Below are 18,046 nucleotides of genomic sequence, written 5' to 3' on the forward strand. Positions count from 1 at the left end.
TGTCTTTGTCATCAATGTTCTCGGTTTTGTCTGGTGATTGGTCGCCAAGCACCGTGAGCCAATGGATTGTCAGGCGCGGCCGTATACGTCGTCAAAACGCACGATATCGTCCTCGCCGAGATAATCGCCGCTTTGCACTTCAATGATCACCAGGTCAATCCGGCCCGGGTTCTCCAGCCTGTGTTTATGACCGCAAGGGATGTAGGTTGACTCGTTGGTCGCCAGGAACAGCTCCTGGTCGCCGTTGACTATTTTCGCGGAGCCGCTGACCACGACCCAATGCTCGGAACGATGGTAGTGCATCTGCAAACTCAAACGTCTGCCGGGTTTCACCTCGATGCGTTTGATTTTGAAGCGCTCGCCTTCCTCCAGAACGGTATAGGTGCCCCACGGCCTATGTACGGTGCTGTGGACCAAATGTGCCTCATGCCCTGAAGCCTTGAGGCCCTCGAATAACTTCTTGACGTCCTGAACGCGGTCGCGGGAGGCGACAAGCAATGCGTCGGGAGAATCGACGATCACCAGATCGCTGACCCCGACCGTGCCGATGACGCGCTTGTCGGAACTTACGTAGCTGCCGGTAGTGTCGATCATGTGAACATCGCCGCGTAGCCGGTTCCCGCTTTCGTCAGGAGCGATCAAATCGGCCATCGCGTTCCAAGACCCGATGTCGTTCCAATCCATGTCGCAAGGAACCACGGCAAGATTGTTTGCCTTCTCCATAACCGCGTGATCAAGAGAGATTCGCGGAGCGGAGCCAAAATGCTCGGGCGCGAGTTCGATTTTGGCAAAGTCTTCGCTTTGACTGAATCGGCCGTTCTCATAACTGTCGGAAACCGCCTGGATCACTTCGGGGCAATGCAAAGCCATCTCATCGAGCATGCGTTGCGCGCTGAAGCAGAAAATTCCCGCGTTCCAGAAGAAGCGTTTGGATTCGACATAGGCCTTGGCTGTGTCGAGATCCGGCTTTTCAACGAAGCGGACGACTTTCTCACCATCGGCTTCGATGTAGCCGAATGCCGTGTCCGGTCCGGTCGGGCTGATGCCCAATGTGGCAATCCGCCCCAGTTTTGCATATTCGATGGCGCGGCCCATAACGTCTAGAAATGCAGGCAGGTTGCCAATCATGTGATCGGCCGGGAAGACGGATAGAATCGCATCAGGGCCCTGTGTTGCCTTGGCATGAATTGTGGCTGCCGCCACGGCAGCGGCCGTATCCCGGCCTTCCGGCTCGAGCAGAAACGTACGCGGCAACACAACCGAATCCAGTTCGTCGAAGTCGTCCTTTGTGAGGAAAAAGTGGTCCCCGGACGTTACAGCCACGAGTTCCACCACTCCCTCAATCGACGCGGCGCGCAGCACTGTGTGCTGAATAAGCGAATGCCCATCCACCACTCTAAGAAAAGGCTTGGGGTGCGATTGCCTTGAGGCAGGCCATAGTCGCGATCCGGCTCCACCGCTGATGATGACGGGAACCACTTTCATGAAATGACCTCCGATTCGTTTGTGGATGCGATTGCCCGCGCCCTGTCGAGCGTCAGCGCCACAATCGCTCTCGCTCTGCCTGGGTCTGCTGCCTCCGAATAACAGCGAAGTTCCGGCGCGTTTCCGGACGGCCGCAGATGGATGATCTCGCCAGTCAGCATTTGTGTCCTTAGGCCGTCGGTCTCGTCAACTTCAGCAACAGTCCCGAACGGGGCCAGAAATCGCTGCAGTGCAAGCCGGTCCGCGAGCCGACGCATCAAGCTGCGCGAACTCTCCACTGGGAAATTCTCAAGGCGTTCGCTTGCACAGGCCGGAAGATTCCACAACGTGCGCAAACCTGACAGCGATTTTCTTGTCGACGCGACCATCCCGAGAACAGCCAGGATGGGGAGCAGTGAATCCCGTGTCGGCAATGCCGTCAATGTCTTTCCGTGTGGTGAACAGCACGACCCCAAGAGAACGCCACCGTTGGCTTCAAAGCCCACAACGATTTTCTCGGGGTGGTATGAGGCTTCCATGGCTTCCACGACAAACGGAGATCCGACCTTCGTTCTCAGAACCGTAAAACCGAAGGCTTTCGAAATACCTGAATTGGAAGTCACGGGCGTCACCACAATGTCAGCCCGCAGAAACAGAGCCGTGGCGAGGCCGATCAGGTCGCCGCGAAACAGGTCACCATTCTCATCGGCAATCAGTGGCCGATCAGCATCGGCATCGGTCGACACGATAGCGTCGAGATGGAATTCTCGCGCCCAACCCTTGAACTTTGCGATTGTGGTTTCGTCAACGGCTTCGGTATCGACGGGTACGAAGGTCTCCGATTTCCCGACAGGTGTCACATTTGCGCCAAAGGATCGGAGAACCTCCACCAGAAGATCCGCCGCGACCGAACTGTGCTGATAGACGCCGAGCCTCAGGCCCGAAAGGGACCCAGCCTCCAAGATGTCGTCAGCGCGCGCGCGATAGGTGGCGATCGCATTGTCGTGACGCCCCGGCAAAGCCGTTCCTATTGGCGGCGGGGGGCAATAGGCGTCTAGCCGTTCGGCAGCATAGTGTGCCATAGCGGCTTCATCGGCCTTGGTGATCTCGCCCCGCGGGCTATAGAACTTGATGCCATTGCGATCCGCAGGGATGTGCGAACCCGTAACCATGAGCGCCGCTGCGTCATGCTGCCCGGCATACAACGCCAAGGCTGGCGTTGGAATGGCACCGCAATCGATCGGTTGAAACCCACTTGCCGCCAAAGCAGCCATGCAATTGGCGGCGATCGTCGGACTGCTGTCGCGCAAGTCACGACCTACGAACACCTTGGCCTTCGATCGGACCCCATCGGCAACGAGACGCCAAGCAAAAGCCTCCGTATAAAGGCCGCTGGGTTTCCCGACTAATTCTGAAGCCAACCCTCGCAGGCCACTTGATCCAAACTTCATCACTTCGCTTTGGCTGGTAAAGGGAATCCCCTCATATTGCAGCAGACTTCGCTGTCAACCGCAAAATCGCTTCGAGCGGTCCACCTTTCCTTCCAGCTACCCACAGCGCAATCCCAGCCTCGTCGACAGGTGAGAGCAGTCTGGCGTCACGAGTAGATAGCCTCTGCTGGCGGTTCTCTAATCGCTTGATATCTGCGGAACCGCAGGCGCATAGATCGAGAGCAGACTGCCCCCAAGGGCAAAGAGTGAAAGGATTGAAACGGTCCCTCCGGCCTGCCTTTCCTCTATCCTGAGTTGCTGCCGGCTTCCAGAGCTCTTTGGGGTTGATGTGCAAGATCTTGATCAAACGGACTTCCACTTCACCCGCCGACCTATGAAAAAATCTCTGGCGATGACTTCAAGTCCACGCTATGCGATACAGGCGGCGGGGGCCGAAGTTTTGGTACTAAAAAGAAGCCGCCGGTGACGGATGGTATTCGCTCTAGAGCCACTTTAGTATTGAAGTCTTCGCGCCTGGAGTTCAGTACCGTCCGATGACATCCTATGTAGAAGCTGTACCCGGACTCCGGCCCACAATGCGTCGTGCCATCATCATGATTCAAGACATCGCCATGGTTTTGGTGGCGGTGGCGCTTAGTCTGACTTTATCGCAGTCGAGGCTGTCGTTCGAAGCGTTCTCTCCGGCGGGTTTCGCTTGCTGGGCGAGCATCATTATTCTTAGTCATCTGTTATTCAGATATTGCGGCCTATACAATACTGTGTGGCGGTTCGCCTCGACGCCGGATTTCTTCAACATCCTGAAGGGATGCGCGATACTGACCATCGCTCTTTATTGTGTTTCGCTTTTTGTTCGTTCCTTTCAGCCGGTGGCGGGCCTCAATGAGCGCCAGTTCATCGTCTTCTTCCTGGTTTCTTTCACTATCATCTCGGCGCCCCGGATTTTCTATCGGTTCTTTCGTGACGGCGCGAGCTGGCGCATTCTGAGTCGCGGCAAGCCTTCGACTAAGCGAGCAGTGTTTGTCGGCAGGCTGAGCGAGGCCGACGTAATCATCCGTTTCACCCGCACGACGCAGCCTGTAGAGCATTCAATTGCAGGGATTATGGCGATTGAGCACGGTGTTCCGCAGGGCACTCGGATCCAGGGCGTTCCCGTCGTGGCCACCCGCGCCGGGCTGATCGAGGTGCTGGAAGAATACGCCAAAGGTACAACAAGCCTGGACCTGCTGATTTTCGGCAGCGGCGCCGAACATGAGATCGAGGAATATTCGGAGCTCGTCCGTGTCGCCCGGCAAGGCGACATAGCGGTGGTGCAGTTCTCAGGGCTTTCGCAGCTTGGTCAGGAAGGAAAGCTCGTTCTCGACGAGGTCGAGATGGAAACGATCCTGCGCCGCCCCACGGTTCCATCCGACATCGAACGCATCGGGGCCTTCGTCGGCGGCAAGCGCGTCCTGGTCACCGGCGGCGCCGGTTCCATCGGCCGCACCCTGGTCAAGAGGTCACTGGAACTGGGCGCGGAGGCGGTGCTGGTTGCCGACAACTCCGAGTTCGGCATTTTCCAGTTGAGCCAATATGTCGAAGAGAAGGACCACGACCGCCTCAAGGTCCGCATTGTCGATGTCGCCGACCGGCGTCAGATGACGCGTGTCGTCACCGAATTCAAGCCGGACATCGTTTTCCACGCCGCGGCGCTAAAGCATGTGCCTTTGCTCGAGGAAAACTGGGATTCGGCCATCCAGACCAATGTCTTCGGAACGCTTGTCTGCGCCGAGGTTGCCGCCAAATGCGGCGTCAAGCAATTCGTGCTTGTTTCGAGCGACAAGGCCGTGGATCCGACATCCGTTCTGGGCCTGACGAAGCGGGCGGCCGAACAGATCGTCAGCGCCTTGCATGAAAAGCCAGCCGGCGAGACCGGCACACGGCGCCCCGCCACCAAGTTCATAGCCGTTCGGTTCGGCAATGTCTTTGGCAGCAATGGCTCGGTCGCAACCATATTCCAGGCGCAGATCGAGGCCGGAGGTCCGGTCACCATAACCGACCGTCGCATGACGCGCTATTTCATGACCGTGGCCGAAGCCGTCGACCTCGTCATCATGTCGGCGGCCGATGCCGCCTCGCGGCAAGCCGGCGACGACTACGCCGTCTACATGCTCGACATGGGCAAACCGGTGCCGATCCTCGAAGTTGCCGAGACGATGATCCGCATGTCCGGAAAAAGCCCACACACGGACATCCCAATTCGCTTCACCGGAATCCGGCCAGGTGAAAAACTCCATGAAACGTTGCATGGTGAGGATGAGGAACTGGTCGAACTCGGCATTTCCAAGATTTTTGGCCTGAGCACCGATGTCGCGGAATGGTCCGATGTCCAGGCGGCGCTTGCGGCCCTGCAGCAATCCGTGAAGAGCCAGGACAAGGCATCCTCGCTCGCTGTGCTTGCGGGTCTTGACCATACCAAGAAGGTAAGAGGGGACGTGCCTGAGGCCGTGATCCCGAAAGCGGCCGGGCAGGCGAACTGATGCTTCAAAAGACCCTGGCTTTCTTCGGCGCTTGAGCAGTCTGCGCAAGAGCGGCATTTATCGGCGGACCTTCGGGATCCTGGGGCGCTGTCTGGCATTCCTCTGCGGGCGCATCTGAGCAGGCGAGGGGGCGAGCTTGGTAGAGCGATAGCCTCATGCTACGTCGAGCGGATTCGTATTTTTGTCTTTGGTTTTGGCAACGAGCACTATCGGCGGTTCATGAAGACAGCCAAGCAAATCTTCGATCTTGCCGGCGCGGCGCTGCTGCTCCTGGTTACGTCACCCATCCTGGCGCTCGCTGTCCTGGCTGTTCGTATATCGTCGCCCGGTCCGGCCATCTTTTCTCAAACGCGGGTTGGCCGCGATGGCGCGCTCTTTCGCTGTCACAAATTGCGCACGATGTATGTCGGCACGCCATCCTTGCCTTCGCACGAGGCGCCGGCGAATGCCGTGACGCCGGCCGGAAAGACCCTGCGGAAGTTCAAGCTCGATGAGCTGCCGCAGTTCTGGAATGTTCTGAAGGGCGAGATGAGCTTGGTCGGACCACGTCCCTGCCTGCCGACGCAAACCGAGCTGATCGAGTGCCGCCGACGGCTGGGCGTTTCGTCGGCGCTTCCCGGCATCACCGGCCTGGCGCAGGTCAAGGGCATCGACATGTCGGACCCGGCCCTATTGGCCGAAACCGATGCCGACTATCTCAAGGTTGCGTCGATCGGCCTTGATCTTCGCATCCTGCTCGCGACGATTTATCCAGGTTGAGCTTGCCTGCTGCGCGCCGCGATTTCGCTTAGACGATCAAGCGTCGCTGTTTCCGGCAGCCAGCCCTGCGAGATGAGCAGGGAAGGGTCGCATATCTGTGTCGCCGTCATGCTCTCCCAAAACGCCCGCTTGCCTAGCGCCACCGCGGCCATCCGCATCAGGCTGGCCGGTACGGCAGCCAGGCGCACCGGCCGCCCAAGTCCCTTACGGAAGGCGCTTACGACGGCCGCCATCGACACCGGAGACACGTCGGTAGCTATATAGGCAGGGCTAAGCGGCCCCGGATGAGCCAACAAATGCCGCACGGCTTGCGCCGCTGCGTCGGCCGACACCAGCGAGCGGGTTCCTGTCAGAATACCCGTCGGCAGCGGCAGGCTCGTATCGGCCAGGCGTAGCAGCATCGCCAGATTGCCTTTCATGCCGCTTGCGTAGGCGGCGGGCAGGCGCAGCACGGCGGCGTCGGCGCGGCCGTGCGATGCATAGGCGTCCAGGACCCTGATCTCGCCCTCACGTTTCGAGCGCCCGTAGGCGCATTGCGGATCGGGGACCGTATGCTCGTCGATCGTTGCGCTGACGCGGGCGCCGATCACGGCCCGGACTGATGACAGTTGGATGAAGCGTCCGCTTGTCTGAATGGCAGCCGCATGCGCCAGCCGAGCGCTCAACTCTGCGTTGGCCGCTCGGTAGTCGGCTTCGGTGGCCCCGCCTTGATCATTGTTCAGGCCGGCGCAATGAACGACGTCCGTGACATCACGGGTAACGGCAAGAAAGGCCTCGGCCGGCGCATCGAAACGCGGCAAGACGACGGTGTCGCTGCTTGAACCGAGCCTTTCGGGATAGCGCGAGGCGAGGCGAACCTCCACGCCTGCCTCGCGAAGCCTTTGCACGACGAGACGTCCGATGAAGCCCGATGCGCCTGTGACCAAGACCTTCATTGCCTTGCCCGGAGCCGTTATTGCGTGACTGGCGGATGTGGCATCTCTTCCGGTAGCGGGGCCTGGCGACCCGACGCAAGATAGGTCCCGGATACCAGGAAGACCATGAACACCGAATCCAGGATGTCTTGGCCAATCAGGATGCCTGTCATCCCAGCCGTCAGGTAGGTGATCACCATGACGACGACCATGGTGGCGCCAAAGCGCTCGATCGGGTCGGCGCTGTTGCGCAGGACCAGGGCGGCGTTTCTGGTGGCGACGACAAAGATCGCCGCCAAAGTCACGGCGCCCAGGATGCCCGCCTGTACCAATGCCGTCAGGAAGCCATTGTGGAAATGGGTGAAGCCTACCGATTTCGCGAACAGGTCTTGGAAGCCCTCCCTGATCAAGAGCTGCTTGGCACCCACTCCATGTCCGAACAAGGGCATGTCGCGGAATGCCTTCAGGCCGATGTCCCAAAGGGCAACACGTATTCCAAGCGACGTGTCGGAATTGCCGTGCGCCCCAAGCGTATCCCAATCAGAGCGCAGAAAATCGAATCTGTCGGATATCGTATGGAAGCCGATTGCGGCGACCGCGACGCCGATAGCCGCCAGCAGAAGTAGCAGACGGACGGCATTCTTCCCTTTCAGCCAATGCTGGTTGATCAACAGCACGGCAATGCCGGAAATCAGCAGCGCCAGCCAGATGATGCGCGTGCCGGAGTAGATGATGGCGATCGTTCCGCCGAGCGCTGCGCAGATCAGCGCACTCCTGTGTCTTTCGATGCCCGACAGGGCACCGGCCACGCAGGCCATCACTGCAAGGCAGACGACCGTGGCGAACACGATCGCATTTCCCGCTCCGCCCTCCGCCCTCATCCCGATCCAATATTGCTGGACGATCGCCAACAGCAGGGCGACGAAACAGGCGGCCATGCTGCTGAGGATGATGATCCGGACAAGGGTTGTTTTCCGCGTAATGCTCCAGGTTGAATAGGAGAGGGGGAAAAACAGGAAGGTGACGAGCGGGATGAGATGCGGCGCATCCCTGACGATTGCGTTGTTGGCGAGCGAAGCCAGGAGATTTGCCGCGCAATAGGCATAGATCGCGACCGTCAGCGCCATCATCGCCCGGTCGACGTTGAAGCGCCTTTTTTTCGAGGCGATCAAGAGAACCGACCACAAGCCGCCGCCGTTGAACACGAAGCTCACCGCCGACCCCAGGACCGGCGGAAAAAAGAAGCAAGCGATGGAAAAGTAGATATTGATCCGCGAGGGCGAGAACTGCCGTCTTATCGATGAAAGCTGGCTCAAGGGCGGCTCACCATTCTCGGACGCTTCACACGGCGGATTGTCTGACGGCGGCGAACATAGCCCTGCCGAATTGACCGTGTCGCATCGTGCATCAGCCCGCTTTCAGTGGCCGGTATAGCGGCTTGGGTCTTTTTCTGAAAGTGCATCAGGGCCGATTGCCACCGAAAATCGGCAGCCGCTGACAGACGATCGGATTGGGCGCGGCGAGACCGCGTGCTTTTCACCAAGCAATTTTTTCCCCCGCATTTCTCAGCCGCCGGCGTGACAAGCAGGAATTTCCGGATTTTGACGCATGGATGGAAAATTCATTCCCGAACCACTCCTTGCCGGGCGCGTCTTGCATTGTTCTGGGCAGCGGCGATCTGCTAGAACGCCCGCAAGAATAACATTGTCCAGAAGCAAGCTTGAACCGGGCGCGAAGCTCGATGATTTGATGCCAGGTCTTCTGTCGGAAGGCACGAGAGAACGCTAGACAGGCCATGACAACAGCGCTTACGCACCTGCAGCGGCTTGAGGCCGAGTCAATCCACATATTCCGTGAAGTCGCGGCCGCCTTCGCCAAGCCGGTCATGCTCTATTCCGTAGGCAAGGACTCGTCCGTGCTGATGCACCTGGCGATGAAGGCGTTCTATCCCGCCAAGCCGCCCTTTCCGTTCCTTCATGTCGACACAACCTGGAAATTTCGCGAGATGATCGCCTTTCGCGATCAGATGGCGCAAAAACTCGGCTTCGATCTCCTGGTTCACGTCAACCAGGATGGCGTGCGCGACAACATCAATCCCTTCGATCATGGCTCGAACACGCACACCCATGTGATGAAGACAGTGGCGCTGCGCCAGGCGCTCGACAAATACGGTTTCGATGCCGCCTTTGGCGGCGCCCGCCGCGACGAGGAAAAGTCGCGCGCCAAGGAGCGCATCTTTTCCTTCCGCAACGCCCAGCATGTCTGGGATCCGAAGAACCAGCGCCCCGAAATGTGGAAGATCTTCAACACCCGCATCGCCACGGGTGAATCGATCCGCGTTTTTCCGCTGTCCAACTGGACCGAGCTCGACATCTGGCAGTACATCCTGCAGGAGAACATCCCGATCGTGCCGCTCTATTTCGCCAAGCAGCGGCCGGTCGTCGAACGCGATGGCATGCTCATCCTCAAGGACGACGATCGCATGAAATTGCGCCCCGGTGAGACGGTCGAGAACCGGCTGGTGCGCTTCCGCACGCTCGGCTGCTACCCGCTGACCGGCGCCATCGAATCGGAAGCCGACACGCTCGAGGCCATCGTCGGCGAGATGCTGACCGCGCGCACCTCCGAACGGCAGGGCCGCCTGATCGACCGGGACGAAGCCGGCTCCATGGAAAAGAAGAAGCGCGAGGGGTATTTCTGACCATGCGCCACATCATGGCAAAGAGCCTCGCACCTACCGACGGCGTCCGTGACTATCTGGCGGCGCAGGAGAAGAAGTCGCTGCTGCGCTTCCTCACCTGCGGCTCCGTCGACGATGGCAAGTCGACGCTGATCGGCCGTCTGCTCTCCGACACCAAGCAGATTTTCGAGGACCAGCTCGCCGCGCTCGAACGCGATTCGCGCAAGCATGGCACGACCGGCGACGACATCGATTTCGCGCTGCTGGTCGACGGTCTCGAAGCCGAGCGCGAGCAAGGCATCACTATCGACGTCGCCTATCGCTTCTTCGCCACGCCGAAGCGCAAATTCATTGTCGCCGACACGCCCGGCCACGAGCAGTACACGCGCAACATGGCGACCGGCGCCTCGACCGCCGACCTGGCCATCGTGCTGATCGATGCGCGCCAAGGCGTGCTGCGCCAGACCAGGCGCCACTCGATCATCGCCTCGCTGCTCGGCATCCGCCATATCGTGCTGGCCGTCAACAAGATCGATCTCGTCGATTTCGACCAGGCGGTCTTCGATCGGATCACGCAGGACTATCAGCAGTTTTCGCGCGATCTCGGCTTTGAGACCATCGTGCCGATCCCGATGTCGGCACGCTACGGCGACAATGTCACCGGCCGCTCCGACAGGATGGGATGGTATTCCGGCCCGACGCTGATCGAACATCTCGAAACCGTTTCGGTCGATGAGGCCGCGGCCGAGTTGCCGTTCCGTTTTCCGGTGCAGTACGTCAACCGTCCCAATCTCGATTTTCGCGGCTTCGCCGGAACGATCGCCTCAGGCGCGATCTCGCAAGGCGACGAGGTCGTCGTCGCCAAGTCGGGCAAATCCTCCCGCGTCAGGCGCATCGTCGCGCAGGGTGGCGACCTTGCCCAGGCGGTTGCCGGCCAGGCCATCACGCTTGTCCTCGATGACGAGGTGGAGATTTCCAGGGGCAACATGCTGGTGGCGCCTGCCGCACGCCCGCAGGTCGCCGACCAGTTCGCCGCCAACATCGTCTGGTTCGACGAACATGCGCTGCTGCCGGGCCGCTCCTATATCCTGCGCACCGAGACCGACCAGACCAGCGCCACCGTCACCGATCTGAAATACCGGGTCAATGTCAATGACTTTGCCCGTGAAGCTGCCAAGTCGCTCGAGATGAACGAGGTGGGCATCTGCAACATCTCGACGCGCACGCCGATCGCTTTCGACACCTTCGCCGAGAACCGTACCACCGGCGCCTTCATTCTGATCGACCGCATCAGCAACGCCACGGTCGGCGCCGGCATGATCCTGCATTCGCTGCGCCGTGCCGAGAACATCCATTGGCAATCGCTCGATGTCGGCAAGCGGGTACGTGCCGACATCAAGAACCAGCGGCCCGCCGTGTTCTGGTTCACCGGGCTGTCGGGCTCGGGCAAATCGACCATCGCCAACCTGTTCGAGAAGAAGCTGTTCGCCTCCGGGCGCCATACCTACATTCTCGACGGTGACAATGTCCGCCACGGCCTCAACCGCGATCTCGGCTTTACCGACGCCGACCGCGTCGAGAACATCCGCCGCGTCGCCGAAGTGGCCCGTCTCATGGCCGATGCAGGGCTGATCGTCATCGTTTCCTTCATTTCGCCCTTCAGCGCCGAGCGGCGCATGGCCCGCGAATTGATGGCCGAAGGCGAGTTCGTCGAAGTGTTCGTCGACACGCCGTTCGAGGAATGCGCCAGGCGTGACCCGAAAGGCCTCTACGCCCGCGCGCTCAATGGCGAGATCAAGAACTTCACCGGTGTCGACTCGCCTTACGAAGCGCCGGAAAAACCGGAAATCCATCTGAAGACACTCGGCAAATCGGCTGAAGAGATGGTAGACCTCCTGGAACACTGGCTGAACGAGCGTGACATTGCCGAAGACCAATACGACAATGGCGGCGGCATCTGACGACAGGTCGATGCTCGAAATTTTCGAGGGGCTCGCTTTGGCGGCCGGCCGCGAGGTCATGCGTGTGTTCCACGCCGGCTGCGCGGTCGACCAGAAATCAGATTCCTCGCCGGTGACCGAGGCGGACCGCGAGAGCGAGAAGATCATTCTGGCCGGATTGCGTGCCGCCTTTCCCGACATTCCCTGCGTGGCCGAGGAGGAAGCATCCGCCGGCATCGTGCCGCCGGACCTGGAGGGGGCTTTCTTCCTGATCGATCCGCTGGACGGCACCAAGGAATTCGTCAATCGCCGCACCGATTTCACCGTCAACATCGCGCTTGTCCGTCATGGCGTGCCCGAAGTCGGCGTCGTCTTCGCGCCCTGCACGGGGCGCTTCTTTTCCGGGCTGCCGGGGAGGGCGGAATGCCTCGAAATAGATGGCGACTACCGCATCGCTTCTCGCCGGCCGATTTCTGTGAGAGCGTCTGCGACGCCGCTGGCTGTGGTTGCGAGCCGCTCCCACAACACGCCCGAAACCGAAGCCTATATTCGCGACCTAGGCGTCGCTGAGATCGTCTCTGTCGGCTCGTCGCTGAAATTCTGTCTGGTCGCCAATGGCGAAGCGGACATTTATCCGCGTTTCGGTCGTACCATGGAGTGGGATACCGCAGCCGGCGATGCCGTGCTGCGCGCCGCCGGCGGCATCACGCGCACGCTGGACGGACAACCCTTGATGTATGGCAAGCGAAACCAGGGCGGCGATGCGGATTTCGCCAATCCGCATTTCATCGCCAGCGGCAGGGCAGGGGCAAGCCCCGCCTGAAGCCGGCTGGTTACTCGGCCGCGGCCTGCGCCGAGTTCGATCCGACATAGTTGCGGATCGTCTCGATGATCCGGTCCTGATCGGCTTCGCCGAGATAGGGGTGCATCGGCAGGCACAGGATGCGCTTGGGCAATTGCTCGGATACGGCAAGGCCGGTCGGCGTTCTCGGATAGTCGCGATAGGCGATCTGCTCGTGCAGCGGCTTCACATAGTAGATGACCGACGGAATGCCTTTTTCGCCGAGATGAGCCTTCAGCCCGTCGCGCTTGGGCGTCTCGATGGCGTATTGCGCCCAGGCCGAGCGGCTGCCATCCAGGTTGCGGGCTGCCGTGACGACATCGCCAAGCCCTTCGGCATAACGGTTCGCCACCGTTTGCCGGGCAACCATCTCGTCCTCGAGAATGGCGAGCTTTTCGATCAGGATCGCGGCCTGCAGCGTGTCGAGCCGTGAATTGATGCCGACCCGGATGTTGTCATATTGCGTCTCGCCCTTGCCGTGGAAGGCGAAGGAGCGCAGCTTGTCGGCCAAGGCATCGTCGTTGGTGAACATCGCTCCACCGTCGCCGTAGCAGCCGAGCGGCTTCGCTGGATAGAAACTGGTCGAGCCGACCGTGCCGAACGACCCGCACATCTTGCCGTCCGCCGAACCGCCCATCGACTGGGCGGCATCCTCGATCACCATCAGGCCCTCCCGATCGGCGATCGCCATGATGGCATCGTAGTCGGCGGCAAGGCCGAAGAGGTCGACCGGAATGATCGCCCTGGGCTTCAGCCGGCCTTCGTTCTTGATCATCGTGATCGCCGCTTCGAGGCTGGCGATATCGATGTTGTAGGTGTTGGGATCGACGTCGACGAACACCGGCTCGGCCTTGGCCAGCGCTACCACTTCCGCCGTGGCGGCAAAAGTGAAGCTCGGAACGAACACGGCATCGCCCGGGCCGATCCCGGCGGCGAACAGCGGCAAAAGCAGTGCGTCGGTGCCGTTGGCGCAGGCCACGACATGCTTGACGCCGACATAGGCGGCGAGCTTTTTCTCGAATTCTGCTACCTGGGGACCGAGGATATAGCGGCCGTCCTCAACGACATGGTCGATCGCGGCCTTCAGCCGGTCGCGGATTCGTTCGCGCTGTGCGCCAAGATCGATGAACTGCATGTCGTCCTCAAACGATTTTTAACCAGGCGGTCTAGCCTCGGCCCGCTGGTATCAGAGTTGCGCCTGCCGAGAAAGCCGGGCGCGCGCAGCGACAAATTGCCCGGTCATGGCGGTCTGTTACCGGATTTCCCGGTGCTGGTCAGCCAGACGCTGGAAATCCGGGCTTCGTCGGGCGCAATTACGAGTTTATAATCCCAGAGTCGACCCTGCGAAACATAAAGTGATCGACCGGCTCAATCCATGTTGGGCCTTTACCGAGGCCCGAACCTGGGGCAGCCAAGGCCTGAGAAGGGCAAGTCCGCTGTGCCCCAGCTATCCGAGGATAGGAATTTTTTCTTGACGGGGTGAAGGCAACTATGCTACATATTTGCCTATGGTGCTGAGTTGCGCCAGGGACCCGCCGCACGGGCGGGTTTTTCTTTACCACTTCATCAACAGCGCGCCGGGAAGTTCCAGGGAACCCGTTAATTCGGAGTCGTTGCCCTGGAGCGCTGCTCAGGCGATCTCATGCCGCCAGGGCGGATTGGCGCCGGCCCGCGCCACGGTTACCGCCGCTGCCTTGGCACCAAGCACCAGCGCCTTGCGGATAGCGTCCTGCGATAGCCCGGAGATTGCCGTCTTCGTCAGCAGGCCTTGTTCGTGCAGGGAGGCGAGGATGCCGGCATTGAACGTATCACCGGCGCCGACCGTATCGACCACCTCGACCTTTTGCGGCGTCACGCTGACCATGTGATCCCTGGTGTAACCGACGGCGCCTTCGGCGCCATGGGTCACGACGATCAGCTTGGGGCCGCGGTCGAGCCAGTTGCGCACGACATCCTCGTGCGAGCCGGCTTCGTCGAACCAGTGAAGATCTTCATCCGAGAGTTTTACGATATCGGCCATCGCCATCATCTCGCGAATACGCTTCAGATGCTTCGCCTTGTCCGGGATGAAGTTCGGCCGGATGTTGGGGTCGAGCATCATGACGCGACGACCATGCTCGCGCTTCATCAATTCCTCGTAGGCGGCGCCCGCCGGGTCCGAAATAAGGCTGATGGCGCCGAACAGCATGGTCTCGATCTCCGGACCGAGTTGCGGCAGATCCTCGACGGTCAGCATGCGCCCGGCGGTGTTCTCATCGTAGAAAGTGTAGGTTGCCTGGCCATCGTTCAGCCGCACGAAGGCGAGGGTCGTGGGCCGGCGCGAAGTGTGCGCATAGGTGGAACTGACTTTGCTCGCCCCGAGCGCTTCGCGGAGCTGGCCGCCGAACAGGTCCGACGACAGGCCCGAGAAGAAGCTGGCAGGAGCGCCCAGCCGACCGAGCGCAATGGCGGTGTTGAACACCGCGCCGCCGACATAGGGTGCGAAGGCCCGTTCTCCCTCCGTCGTCGTGCGCGGCAGCATATCGATCAGGGCCTCGCCGCAGCAAAGGATCATTGTCTTGTCGTCTCCGGCGGATGGATCACGCCCTTGCGGATGATGATGTTGGCGTAGAGCCTGGGTTCGCTGGTCGCGACGATGGCGTGCGCGGCCCTGACGCGTGCATAGAAGTCGGCACCGGCCAGCGCAACCACCTTGCGCCCGGGCGCGCGTTTTGCACACAGCACTTCGATTTCATGATGCACGGGATCGGCAAGCGAAGGGTCGCCTCTGACCGAGGCGCGAAACAGCGCCTCCGGCACGACGTCATCGACGGGCAGCACGCTCAATATGGCGTCCAGCATCGGAATGAGATGGTGACCGTCGGCCCGCACGAGCCGGTTTGCCTGCTCTTCGGCCGGGTAGTTTCCATCGACCAGGGCGATTTCGTCGCCATGCCCCATCGCACGCAGGATCGCCAGAAGCTCCGGACCGAGCAGCGCCGGAATTCCGATCAGCATTCAGATGCTCCTGGAAATCGTGGTCGAACCGATCAGGAAGCGCTCGGATAGTGGCAGGCTGGCGCCGCCGAGAGCGCGCGCGTGAATGCCGACGGTGCCTTCGCGGACGTTTGGCAGTTTCAATCCCTCGGCATCGATCGTGTCGATGGTTGCGATGACGGCGTCGACCAGCCTGCGGCGCACCTCTTTCGGCATCCAGCCGTCGATCACCGCCGCCTCGAAGTCGATGACGGACGACGCCGCGACTATGGCATAGGCGAGCGCCCGCGAGGCATTTGTGATCCAGTGGTCGAGCTCGGCGCCGACCTCGCCCCAGTCCTCGGGCGACGTCCACAGATGCGACGCCTCGACGCCACGCGCATTGAGCGCTTTTTCGAGCATGGCGATCGAGGCCACGTCGATCAATTGCGTCGGCTTTCCCTCCGGTCCGGGCACCGGCATGGAGCCCAGCGCGCCGGCGTTGCCGGTCGGACCGCCAAAGAGTCGTCCGTTGAGGACGATGCCACCGCCGGCAAAGGCGCCGATATAGAAATAGACGAAATCACGCGGGGCGCCTGCCTGGCCGAAGACCAGCTCCGCGCCGCAGGCCGAAGTGGCGTCGTTCTGCAGATAGACCGGAAAATCGCATCGCGCCTGGATTTCCGCGCGGATATCGCGATGGCGCCATTCGTCCATGACGTCGCGCGGCGCGCCGGCGGTATCGGCCCAGTTCCAGAGCTCGAACGGCATGGCGATGCCGAGCCCCGCTATGCGCTTGTCCTGCGCGGGCGAAAGCTCGCCACGCATCTTCTTCATGCCTGATGTGACGAAGTCCACCGTCTCGCGCGGGGCAGGGTAGCGGTAGGAATGCTGCAGCATCGAACGTACATTGCCGAGGAAATCGATCAGCACGAGCTCGGCGCTGCGACGGCCGATCTTCAGGCCGATGAAGAACGCGCCTTCGGGATTGAGCGCCATGGGGATGGAGGGCTGGCCGATCTTGCCGCGCAGCGGCGCCTGCCGCAGCAGCAGGCTTTCCTCCTCCAGCTCGCGCATGATGACGGAGACGGTTTGCGCCGACAGTCCGGTCATGCGGGCGATGTCGGACTTCGCCAGGCTGCCATGCTGGCGCACCAGCGACAGCACCAACCGCTCATTGTGGTCCCGCATGCCGCTCTGGTTGGTGCCGCGGTGAATAAGGCTCTCATTCGCCTCGGGCGAACCATGCCTGGCAATGGCCGTCTCCACCCTGTTTCCTCCCGTCTTTCCCCTCAATGCTTTTGGGGCAGAATGTGCGAACGGCGCAAGGCTGTCAATAATAAATAAGAGTGATTTAATTATTGACAGAGAGATCGGTCTGGTGTCATTTGAGGCAGGCATCCGTACCGGGAGAGGTTGCTTGGATGCCGGAGGGGTGCCGGTTGGCCGGCATCTGAAATGTTCCACTGGGAGGAAATCGTGACCAATACAAAACTGTTGAAGCCCACCGTTTTCGCGGCGGCTGCTCTGGGCCTGATGGCATTCGCCTCGTCCGCATCCGCGGCCGGTGTCGGCGCCTGCCTGATCACCAAGACCGACACCAATCCCTTCTTCGTCAAGATGAAGGAGGGTGCGACCGCCAAGGCCAAGGAGCTTGGTGTCGACCTCAAGACTTATGCCGGCAAGATCGACGGCGACAGCGAAAGCCAGGTCGCGGCGATCGAGAGCTGCATCGCTGACGGCGCCAAGGGCATCCTGATCACCGCGTCGGACACCAAAGGCATCGTGCCGACGGTGAAGAAGGCGCGTGATGCCGGCCTGCTGGTGATCGCGCTCGACACGCCGCTCGATCCGATCGACGCCGCCGACGCGACCTTTGCCACCGACAATTTGGAGGCCGGCAAGCTGATCGGCGCCTGGGCCGCCGCGACGCTCGGCGACAAGGCCAAGGACGCCAAGATCGGCTTCCTCGACCTGACCCCCTCGCAGCCGACCGTGGACGTGCTGCGCGACCAGGGCTTCATGATGGGCTACGGCATCGACGTGAAGGATCCCAACAAGATCGGCGACGAGGATGACGCGCGCATCGTCGGCCATGACGTCACCAACGGCAATGAGGAGGGCGGCCGTAAGGCGATGGAGAACCTTCTGCAGAAGGATAACACCATCAACGTCATCCACACCATCAACGAGCCGGCCGCGGTCGGCGCCTATCAGGCGCTCAAGGCCGTCGGCCTGGAAAGCCAGGTGCTGATCGTCTCCGTCGATGGCGGCTGCCCCGGCGTGAAGTCGGTGGCCGAAGGCGTCATCGGCGCGACATCGCAGCAATATCCGCTGCAGATGGCGGCGCTCGGCATCGAGGCCATCGCCAACTTCGCCAAGGACGGCACCAAGCCGAAGCCGACCGAAGGCAAGAACTTCTTCGACACTGGCGTCAATCTGGTGACCGACAAGCCGGCCAATGGCGTGAAGTCCATCGACACCAAGGAAGGCCTCGCCAAGTGCTGGGGCTGATGCCGGTCTGAC

General features: G+C 60.9%; 14 protein-coding genes. 6 read left to right on the forward strand and 8 right to left on the reverse strand.

What is annotated here, in order from left to right:
- Positions 1-69 precede the first annotated feature (69 nt).
- Together LB551_RS14495 and LB551_RS14500 are read right to left on the reverse strand one after the other, a co-directional pair.
- On the reverse strand, positions 70-1,485 hold the full coding sequence (locus tag LB551_RS14495; protein WP_224659607.1) for a mannose-1-phosphate guanylyltransferase/mannose-6-phosphate isomerase: 1,416 nt from the start codon (positions 1,483-1,485) through the stop codon (positions 70-72).
- Positions 1,482-2,915, reverse strand: a complete 1,434-nt coding sequence (locus LB551_RS14500; RefSeq protein ID WP_224659608.1) for a phosphomannomutase — start codon at positions 2,913-2,915, stop codon at positions 1,482-1,484. Before LB551_RS14500 ends, LB551_RS14495 begins: the two co-directional genes overlap by 4 nt.
- A gap of 575 nt (positions 2,916-3,490) precedes the next feature.
- Here LB551_RS14500 and LB551_RS14505 point away from each other — a divergent pair.
- Both LB551_RS14505 and LB551_RS14510 read left to right on the forward strand, forming a co-directional pair.
- The gene (locus LB551_RS14505) at positions 3,491-5,431 is read left to right on the forward strand and encodes a nucleoside-diphosphate sugar epimerase/dehydratase (protein ID WP_224659609.1); all 1,941 of its coding nucleotides are present in this window, start codon (positions 3,491-3,493) and stop codon (positions 5,429-5,431) included.
- Between the two features lie 219 nt (positions 5,432-5,650).
- Positions 5,651-6,190 (forward strand): sugar transferase, encoded by a 540-nt coding sequence (locus tag LB551_RS14510; RefSeq protein WP_224659610.1) that lies wholly within the window; start codon positions 5,651-5,653, stop codon positions 6,188-6,190.
- Here the strand turns inward: LB551_RS14510 and LB551_RS14515 are convergent.
- On the reverse strand, positions 6,178-7,125 hold the full coding sequence (locus LB551_RS14515; protein ID WP_224659611.1) for an NAD-dependent epimerase/dehydratase family protein: 948 nt from the start codon (positions 7,123-7,125) through the stop codon (positions 6,178-6,180). The two genes, LB551_RS14510 and LB551_RS14515, sit on opposite strands and share 13 nt — an antisense overlap.
- A gap of 17 nt (positions 7,126-7,142) precedes the next feature.
- Positions 7,143-8,420: an O-antigen ligase family protein gene (locus tag LB551_RS14520; RefSeq protein WP_224659612.1), complete on the reverse strand. Its 1,278-nt coding sequence runs from the start codon at positions 8,418-8,420 to the stop codon at positions 7,143-7,145.
- Positions 8,421-8,899: 479 nt separating this feature from the next.
- Between LB551_RS14520 and cysD the strand changes: the two genes are divergently transcribed.
- From cysD to cysQ, 3 genes are read left to right on the forward strand one after another with little or no spacing between them, the layout of a single operon-like run.
- A complete protein-coding gene (cysD, locus tag LB551_RS14525; protein WP_140550973.1) occupies positions 8,900-9,805 on the forward strand; it encodes a sulfate adenylyltransferase subunit CysD in 906 nt (301 codons plus the stop codon).
- 2 nt (positions 9,806-9,807) lie between these two features.
- Positions 9,808-11,745 (forward strand): sulfate adenylyltransferase subunit CysN, encoded by a 1,938-nt coding sequence (gene cysN, locus LB551_RS14530; RefSeq protein WP_224659613.1) that lies wholly within the window; start codon positions 9,808-9,810, stop codon positions 11,743-11,745.
- Positions 11,746-11,755: 10 nt separating this feature from the next.
- On the forward strand, positions 11,756-12,547 hold the full coding sequence (cysQ, locus tag LB551_RS14535) for a 3'(2'),5'-bisphosphate nucleotidase CysQ (protein WP_224659614.1): 792 nt from the start codon (positions 11,756-11,758) through the stop codon (positions 12,545-12,547).
- A 10-nt stretch (positions 12,548-12,557) separates the two neighbouring features.
- Here cysQ and LB551_RS14540 read toward each other — a convergent pair whose 3' ends face one another.
- The 4 genes from LB551_RS14540 to LB551_RS14555 form a co-directional block, all read right to left on the reverse strand.
- Positions 12,558-13,700 (reverse strand): DegT/DnrJ/EryC1/StrS family aminotransferase, encoded by a 1,143-nt coding sequence (locus LB551_RS14540; protein ID WP_224659615.1) that lies wholly within the window; start codon positions 13,698-13,700, stop codon positions 12,558-12,560.
- 495 nt (positions 13,701-14,195) lie between these two features.
- On the reverse strand, positions 14,196-15,119 hold the full coding sequence (locus LB551_RS14545; RefSeq protein WP_224659616.1) for a carbohydrate kinase family protein: 924 nt from the start codon (positions 15,117-15,119) through the stop codon (positions 14,196-14,198).
- The gene (locus tag LB551_RS14550; protein WP_224659617.1) at positions 15,116-15,562 is read right to left on the reverse strand and encodes an RbsD/FucU family protein; all 447 of its coding nucleotides are present in this window, start codon (positions 15,560-15,562) and stop codon (positions 15,116-15,118) included. The genes LB551_RS14545 and LB551_RS14550 overlap by 4 nt, the downstream gene beginning before the upstream one ends.
- Entirely contained in the window at positions 15,563-16,789 is a 1,227-nt protein-coding gene (locus LB551_RS14555; protein ID WP_224659618.1) for an ROK family protein, read from the reverse strand. It abuts the gene before it with no gap.
- Between the two features lie 189 nt (positions 16,790-16,978).
- Here LB551_RS14555 and LB551_RS14560 point away from each other — a divergent pair, with 189 nt between their 5' ends.
- On the forward strand, positions 16,979-18,034 hold the full coding sequence (locus LB551_RS14560; protein WP_411970945.1) for a sugar ABC transporter substrate-binding protein: 1,056 nt from the start codon (positions 16,979-16,981) through the stop codon (positions 18,032-18,034).
- Positions 18,035-18,046: the final 12 nt, after the last annotated feature.

Source organism: Mesorhizobium sp. BR1-1-2, assembly GCF_020165435.1.
In the GTDB taxonomy this organism is placed as follows: domain Bacteria; phylum Pseudomonadota; class Alphaproteobacteria; order Rhizobiales; family Rhizobiaceae; genus Mesorhizobium.

What these genes read in the sequence shown, in the direction of transcription:
- LB551_RS14510 (WP_224659610.1), top strand. Translation starts at nt 5,651, where the DNA reads ATGAAGACAGCCAAGCAAATCTTCGATCTTGCCGGCGCGGCGCTGCTG.
- LB551_RS14560 (WP_411970945.1), top strand. Translation starts at nt 16,979, where the DNA reads ATGTTCCACTGGGAGGAAATCGTGACCAATACAAAACTGTTGAAGCCC.
- LB551_RS14515 (WP_224659611.1), bottom strand. Translation starts at nt 7,125, where the DNA reads ATGAAGGTCTTGGTCACAGGCGCATCGGGCTTCATCGGACGTCTCGTC.
- cysN (WP_224659613.1), top strand. Translation starts at nt 9,808, where the DNA reads ATGCGCCACATCATGGCAAAGAGCCTCGCACCTACCGACGGCGTCCGT.
- cysQ (WP_224659614.1), top strand. Translation starts at nt 11,756, where the DNA reads ATGCTCGAAATTTTCGAGGGGCTCGCTTTGGCGGCCGGCCGCGAGGTC.
- LB551_RS14540 (WP_224659615.1), bottom strand. Translation starts at nt 13,700, where the DNA reads ATGCAGTTCATCGATCTTGGCGCACAGCGCGAACGAATCCGCGACCGG.
- LB551_RS14545 (WP_224659616.1), bottom strand. Translation starts at nt 15,119, where the DNA reads ATGATCCTTTGCTGCGGCGAGGCCCTGATCGATATGCTGCCGCGCACG.
- LB551_RS14505 (WP_224659609.1), top strand. Translation starts at nt 3,491, where the DNA reads ATGCGTCGTGCCATCATCATGATTCAAGACATCGCCATGGTTTTGGTG.
- LB551_RS14550 (WP_224659617.1), bottom strand. Translation starts at nt 15,562, where the DNA reads ATGCTGATCGGAATTCCGGCGCTGCTCGGTCCGGAGCTTCTGGCGATC.
- LB551_RS14495 (WP_224659607.1), bottom strand. Translation starts at nt 1,485, where the DNA reads ATGAAAGTGGTTCCCGTCATCATCAGCGGTGGAGCCGGATCGCGACTA.
- cysD (WP_140550973.1), top strand. Translation starts at nt 8,900, where the DNA reads ATGACAACAGCGCTTACGCACCTGCAGCGGCTTGAGGCCGAGTCAATC.
- LB551_RS14500 (WP_224659608.1), bottom strand. Translation starts at nt 2,915, where the DNA reads ATGAAGTTTGGATCAAGTGGCCTGCGAGGGTTGGCTTCAGAATTAGTC.